Genomic DNA, 5,997 nt, shown 5'->3' on the forward strand with positions numbered 1-5,997 from the left:
GGTGGGGTCGCCCGCGACGCGCGCGACCTTCTCTTTGACCACCTGCGCGACGTGCCAGGCGCTGTTTATGACATCGGGTTCGTCAACGCGAAAGATATCGTACCCAAGCGATCGCAAATATGCATCGCGGACTGCGTCGTGCCGCTTGCCCTTCTCGTGTTCGTGCAGATCGCCATCGACCTCGACGATAAGCTTCACGGCGAAGCAGGCAAAGTCGACGATATACGGCCCTATGGGGCACTGACGGCGAAACTTGATGCCAACTGATTTGAACTCGCGCAACTCATACCAGAGCAAGGTTTCGCCCTTGGTCGCGTGAACTCGAAGCGCGCGCGCTTTTTGACGCATCTCGAAACTCACGCGGGTACGGGGCATCAGGGGCAGCCCTCGCAAAAAATAATGTTCGCGCGCGTCACCGAGGACCCCACCCGACCGCTTCGCGGCCACCCTCCCCTCAAGGGGGAGGGGTATCCGCGCCCAGTTTGTCAATCGATAGACCTCAGAACATCCCGAACATGGTCGATCAGTTCGTTGATCTGGCCCTTGGTGATGATCAGCGGCGGCGACAGCGCGATGATGTCGCCGGTGGTGCGGATCAGCGCGCCGCGTTCGAACGCCTTGACAAAGGCCGAGAAGGCCCGCTTGGTCGGGCTTCCGGCAATCGGCGCCAGCTCGATCGCGCCGATCAGGCCGATATTGCGGATATCGATGACATGCGGCTCGCCCTTCAGCGAGTGCAGCGCATCCTCCCAATAGGACGAGAGCTCCTCGCCGCGGGTCAGCAGGCCCTCTTCCTTGTAGGTGTCTAAAGTGCCCAGCGCCGCGGCGCAGGCGATCGGATTGCCCGAATAGGTGTAGCCGTGGAAGAACTCGATCATGTGCTCCGGGCCGGTCATGAAGGCGTCGTGGATCTCCTTCTTGACGAACACCGCGCCCATCGGGATGACGCCGTTGGACACGCCCTTGGCCGTCGTCATGATATCCGGCGTGACGCCGAAATAGTCCGCCGCGAACGGCGCGCCGAGACGGCCGAAACCGGTGATCACCTCGTCGAAAATCAACAGGATGCCGTGCTTGGTGCAGATCTCGCGCAGCTTCTGCAGATAGCCTTTCGGTGGCAGGATGACGCCGGTCGAGCCCGCGACCGGCTCGACGATGACGGCCGCGATTGTCGAGGCGTCATGCAGCGCGACGAGGCGCTCGAGATCATTCGCCAGTTCCGCGCCGTGCTCCGGCACGCCTTTCGAGAAGGCGTTCTTCTCCGGAAGGTGAGTGTGCGGCAGATGGTCGACACCGCCGAGCAGCGTGCCGAACATCTTGCGGTTGCTGACGATGCCGCCGACCGAGATGCCGCCGAAATTGACGCCGTGATAGCCGCGCTCGCGGCCGATCAGACGGGTGCGCGAACCTTCGCCCCTGACGCGGTGATAGGCGATCGCCATCTTCAGCGCGGTCTCGACCGATTCCGATCCGGAATTGGTGAAGAAGACGTGGTCCATGCCTTTCGGTGCGATGTCGACCAGGCGATTCGCCAGCTCGAACACGATCGGGTGGCCCATCTGGAAGGCCGGCGCATAGTCAAGCTCCGCGGCCTGGGCCTGAATCGCTTCGGTGATCTTCGGCCGGCAATGGCCGGCGTTAACGCACCAGAGACCCGCGGTGCCGTCGAGAACCTTGCGGCCGTCGCTCGTCGTGTAGTGCATGTCCTTGGCGGACACGAACATGCGCGGCGCCTGCTTGAACTGCCGGTTTGCCGTGAACGGCATCCAGAATGCGCTGAGATCGTTCGGCGTGACTTTCAGCCGGTTGGACATGACCAAGACTTCCCCTTGTAACCTGTTTCGGTGCGCTAACGCTTGGTCTTCCCAGCACTTGGTCTTCGCGTGGTTTTCATGCTACGCAAATTTTGACCGATTGGACAAACGTTAGCACCGCCCTGTCGGCGGTCAAGGGATTACTAACGGAAATGCGGCATCGAAAGCGCGCTCCACAGCTCAGAGAAAAACTGGTCCAGAGAATTGGTCCAGAAAGCCCTCGCAACGGCAGCCGGCAAGGATGACGGACACGATGGAAGGCTCAGCTCCCCGCCGCACCCGCATCCAGCAGGAAAAGCGCGAACTCATCCTGGAAGCCGCGCTCGAAGTCTTCTCCGCCAACGGTTTTCGCGGCTCGACCATCGACCAGATCGCGGAAGCCGCCGGCATGTCGAAGCCGAACCTTCTCTATTACTTCCGCCGCAAGGAAGACATTCACGAGACGCTGATGCAGCGGCTCCTGGACACCTGGCTGGCGCCGCTTAGGGAACTCGACGACATCGGCGATCCGATGACCGAGCTCAGGAGCTACATCCGCCGCAAGCTCGAAATGGCGCGCGACTTCCCGCGCGAAAGCCGGCTCTTCGCCAACGAGATCCTGCAGGGCGCGCCGCGCATCATGCCGATGCTGGAGGGCGAACTGAAGACGCTGGTCGACGAGAAGGCCGCCGTCATCAAGGGCTGGATGCGGGCCGGCAAGATCGCCCGTACCGACCCCTGGCACCTGATCTTCGCGATCTGGGCGACGACGCAGCACTACGCCGATTTCGACGTGCAGGTTCGTGCCGTGCTCGGCCCCGACCGCGGCGGCGATGGCCGCTTCGAGGATGCCGCCAGATTTCTGGAGCAGCTATTCCTTGATGGGCTAAAACCGAAGGGGTAGCGACTCGTCGTTCGGTTGTTGCTGCCGCTGGAGATTGGCCGCAGCCCCCTCAGCTTCGTCATCCACGGGCGGAGCGGAAGCGAAGCGGACGCGGAGACCCGAGGATCCATTCCATTACCTTTGCCGAGGGGTGCAGCGGTGCAGAATTCGGGACGGTAGCGGCGCCCCGAGGGCACGGAATGGATCCTCGGGTCTCGCTGCGTCGCTACGCTCCTTGCTCCGCCCGTGGATGACGAAGCTGAGGGACCTCACGCGCTGCGCCGCTCGACCGGCTGCGCTTCGAGCAGCTTCTTGAGCTTGGCGATCGAATTCTGCTCAGCAAGCGGCGTGTAGACGATCAGCCGCATGTCCGAGCCGTCGTCGATCGACAGGCTCATATGCTCGAACGCCATGGCGCCGGCGGTCGGATGGCGGACATGCTTCACGCCGGTCAGCCGTCGCGCCACGTCTCGCCTTGGCCACCAGTCGTGGAACTCCGGGCTCGAGCGCATCATGAGCGCGATCAGCCGCTCGAAATCCGGATCGCCGACATATTTGGCGCTCTCGGCGCGAAACGAAGCGAGCACCACGCGGGCGAGTTCTTCCCAATCGACCAGCAGCCGGCGATGGTGCGGGCTGGTGAACACCAGATGGACGATGTTGCGGGCATCGCCCTCCAGCAGGCCATAGTCGCCGAACACGGCCGCCGCCGCATCGTTCCAGGCCAGCACGTCCCAGCGCCGGCCAACAACATAGGCCGGCTGCAGGACAAGGCTTTGCAGCATGTGCAGCAGCGGACCGTCGACCTTTTCGGGCGCCGCCACGCGCCGCTCAGGCTGCTGGCGGCCGGCGAGGATGAACAGATGCCGTTTCTCGACGGCGTCGAGACGCAACGCCTCGCAGAGCGCCGTCAGCACCTCGACCGAAGGCCGCACGTCCCTGCCCTGCTCCAGCCAGGTGTACCAGGTGGTACCGACGCCGGCGATCATCGCCACTTCCTCGCGCCTCAGCCCAGGCGTGCGCCGCCTGGCGCCGGTCGCGATACCGATGTCGGCAGGCGACAGCCTTTCGCGGCGCGAGCGCAGGAAAGCGCCAAGCTCGCGGCGGCGGCTGTCCTCGGGAGAATGGGTCACGGCATCCATAAGGTTTATTATAGCAGTATCGATACCAGGATAAAGTTTGAACTGTTTGAGGCGCGCGCCGCGCCCCATTTTGCATTCAGAGCAACGTAAGGAGGCTCTGGACATGGAACTCAAGAACAAGACAGTTCTCGTCACCGGCTCGACCGATGGTGTCGGCCGAGTCGTCGCCGAAAGGCTCGGCGCCGCCGGCGCCCGCGTGCTGGTGCATGGCCGCGACGAAGCCCGCGGCAAGGCGGCAGTCGCCGCCATCGAAGCCAAGGGCGGCAAGGCCGAATTTCTCGTCGCCGACCTTTCCTCGCTTGCCGAGGTGCGCCGCCTCGCCGAAACCGTGCGCGCAACGACCGGCCGGCTCGACATATTGATCAACAATGCCGGCGTCGGCACCGGCGGCCAGGCTGCGAAACGGCAGGTGAGCGCCGACGGCTATGAGCTGCGCTTCGCGGTCAACTATCTCGCCGGCTTCCTGCTGACGTCGGAGCTGCTGCCCCTGCTCGAGGCAAGCGCGCCGGCGCGCATCGTCAATGTCGCCTCGGCCGGCCAGCAGGCGATCGACTTCGACGATGTCATGCTGACCCACGGCTACAGCGGCGTGCGCGCCTACTGCCAGAGCAAGCTGGCGCAGATCCTGTTCACCATCGACCTGGCTGAACAGTTGAAGGGCGCCGGCGTCACCGTCAACGCACTCCATCCGGCAAGTTACATGGATACCACAATGGTCCGGCAAGCCGGCGTCACCCCGTGGAACTCGGTCGAAACCGGCGCCGACGCCATCCTCAACCTCGCGACGTCACCGGCGCTTGAAGGGCGCAGCGGCCTTTATTTCGACGGCCAGCGGGAATCGCGCGCGGATGCCCAGGCCTATGACCAAAAGGCGCGCCGCCGGCTGCGGGCGCTCAGCCTCGAACTGACAGGGCAACCATCCTCGATATCCAGGGAACAGCATTCATGAGCGAGAACATCGAACACTGCGTGATCATCGGCGGCTCGTCCGGCATCGGCCTTGCCACGGCCAAAAGGCTGGTCAGCCCCACGATGAAAGTGACGATCACCGGCCGCAACGAGGAGAAGCTGAGAAGCGCCTTGATGAGCCTTGGCGGTACCGTCGGCAAGGCCGCTTTCGATGCGACCAGGCAGGATGAGGTCCGGCAGTTCTTCGATGATCTTGGGCCGTTCGATCATCTCGTTCTGGCCGCAAGCGGCGGCAAGGGGCTTGGGCCGTTCGCGACGCTTGACCTCGCCGACATCGGCAGCGGCGTCGACGAGAAGGTCAAGCCGCAATTGGCCTGCCTGCAGGCTGCTCTCCCGACGCTGAACAAAAGCGGATCGGTCACGTTCATTTCGGCGGTCTCGGCGCAGCTCGCGGCGCCCGGCATCGCCGGCATCGGCGCCATCAACGGCATGCTCTTGACCGTGGCGCCGATCCTCGCGGTCGAGTTGAAGCCGCTGCGTGTCAACGTGGTGGCGCCCGGCGTCATCGACACGCCCTGGTGGGACTTTTTGCCGGACGAGCAGCGGCAGGCGGTGTTTGCCGAATATGCCGGCAAGACGCCGGTCGGCCGCATCGGCCGCGCCGATGACGTCGCCGCCGCGATCGCCTTCCTGGTGTCCAACGGCTTCATGACCGGCCAGGTGCTGACCTGCGACGGCGGCCTGCGCTTCGCGGCTTGAACCGGACAGCAATCGAAGGTCTGCGCCGCCCCTCATCCGCCTGCCGGCACCTTCTCCCCGTATAGTGACGGGGAGAAGGGAGCTGGCCGCCGCCTCGGCGCCTTTCCAGCAATGCTGGCGATTGGCGAAATCATCGATGACGGCGTCTTTCTCCCCGTCACTATACGGGGAGAAATGCCCGGCAGGGCAATGAGGGGCGGCGCCACCGTCGGCGATTGGGTGCAGCGACCGGCTCCTCCTCCGCCTTAACGTTGGCTATTCGGTTCACTAGGAAACGGCGTGGATGCCATCATGAAGGCGCAATAAATTCTTCGCTATGCGGCCTGCGCGATCAGCGCCATGAACCCGCCGGCCAAGGCAACATTGCCGACAAAGCCGTTGATGCGGGCCGCGCGATCCGGACCCTGATGGTCCCAGAAATTGTGGAACATCGGTGTCGCGACAATGAGGAACAGGATCAGGCCTGCAGCCGCCGGTGCGGTCCAAAGGCCGGCAACCAGCAACGCGCCGG

At 64.0% G+C, this 5,997-nt stretch carries 6 protein-coding genes and 1 pseudogene; 3 read left to right on the forward strand and 4 right to left on the reverse strand.

Features of this window, described 5'->3' with window-relative positions; genetic code table 11:
- Positions 1–375 (reverse strand): endonuclease domain-containing protein (locus tag EOA29_RS22080; RefSeq protein WP_145969738.1); only part of this gene is annotated, 375 nt, incomplete at its 3' end.
- A 110-nt stretch (positions 376–485) separates the two neighbouring features.
- The gene (locus EOA29_RS22085) at positions 486–1,814 is read right to left on the reverse strand and encodes an aspartate aminotransferase family protein (RefSeq protein WP_126093036.1); all 1,329 of its coding nucleotides are present in this window, start codon (positions 1,812–1,814) and stop codon (positions 486–488) included.
- A 253-nt stretch (positions 1,815–2,067) separates the two neighbouring features.
- Between EOA29_RS22085 and EOA29_RS22090 the strand changes: the two genes are divergently transcribed.
- Complete coding sequence (locus EOA29_RS22090) at positions 2,068–2,697, forward strand: TetR family transcriptional regulator C-terminal domain-containing protein (RefSeq protein WP_126093035.1); 630 nt, start codon at positions 2,068–2,070, stop codon at positions 2,695–2,697.
- Between the two features lie 248 nt (positions 2,698–2,945).
- Here EOA29_RS22090 and EOA29_RS22095 read toward each other — a convergent pair whose 3' ends face one another.
- On the reverse strand, positions 2,946–3,818 hold the full coding sequence (locus EOA29_RS22095) for a helix-turn-helix transcriptional regulator (RefSeq protein WP_126093034.1): 873 nt from the start codon (positions 3,816–3,818) through the stop codon (positions 2,946–2,948).
- A gap of 103 nt (positions 3,819–3,921) precedes the next feature.
- Here EOA29_RS22095 and EOA29_RS22100 point away from each other — a divergent pair, with 103 nt between their 5' ends.
- Both EOA29_RS22100 and EOA29_RS22105 read left to right on the forward strand, forming a co-directional pair.
- Positions 3,922–4,767 carry an SDR family oxidoreductase gene (locus EOA29_RS22100; protein ID WP_126093033.1) on the forward strand — a complete coding sequence of 282 codons (846 nt, stop codon included), beginning with the start codon at positions 3,922–3,924 and terminating at the stop codon, positions 4,765–4,767.
- On the forward strand, positions 4,764–5,486 hold the full coding sequence (locus EOA29_RS22105; RefSeq protein ID WP_126093032.1) for an SDR family oxidoreductase: 723 nt from the start codon (positions 4,764–4,766) through the stop codon (positions 5,484–5,486). Before EOA29_RS22100 ends, EOA29_RS22105 begins: the two co-directional genes overlap by 4 nt.
- Positions 5,487–5,800: 314 nt before the next feature.
- Here the strand turns inward: EOA29_RS22105 and EOA29_RS22115 are convergent.
- Positions 5,801–5,997: pseudogene (locus EOA29_RS22115) on the reverse strand (DoxX family protein); the annotation flags it as partial.

Source organism: Mesorhizobium sp. M1E.F.Ca.ET.063.01.1.1 (assembly GCF_003998155.1).
In the GTDB taxonomy this organism is placed as follows: domain Bacteria; phylum Pseudomonadota; class Alphaproteobacteria; order Rhizobiales; family Rhizobiaceae; genus Mesorhizobium.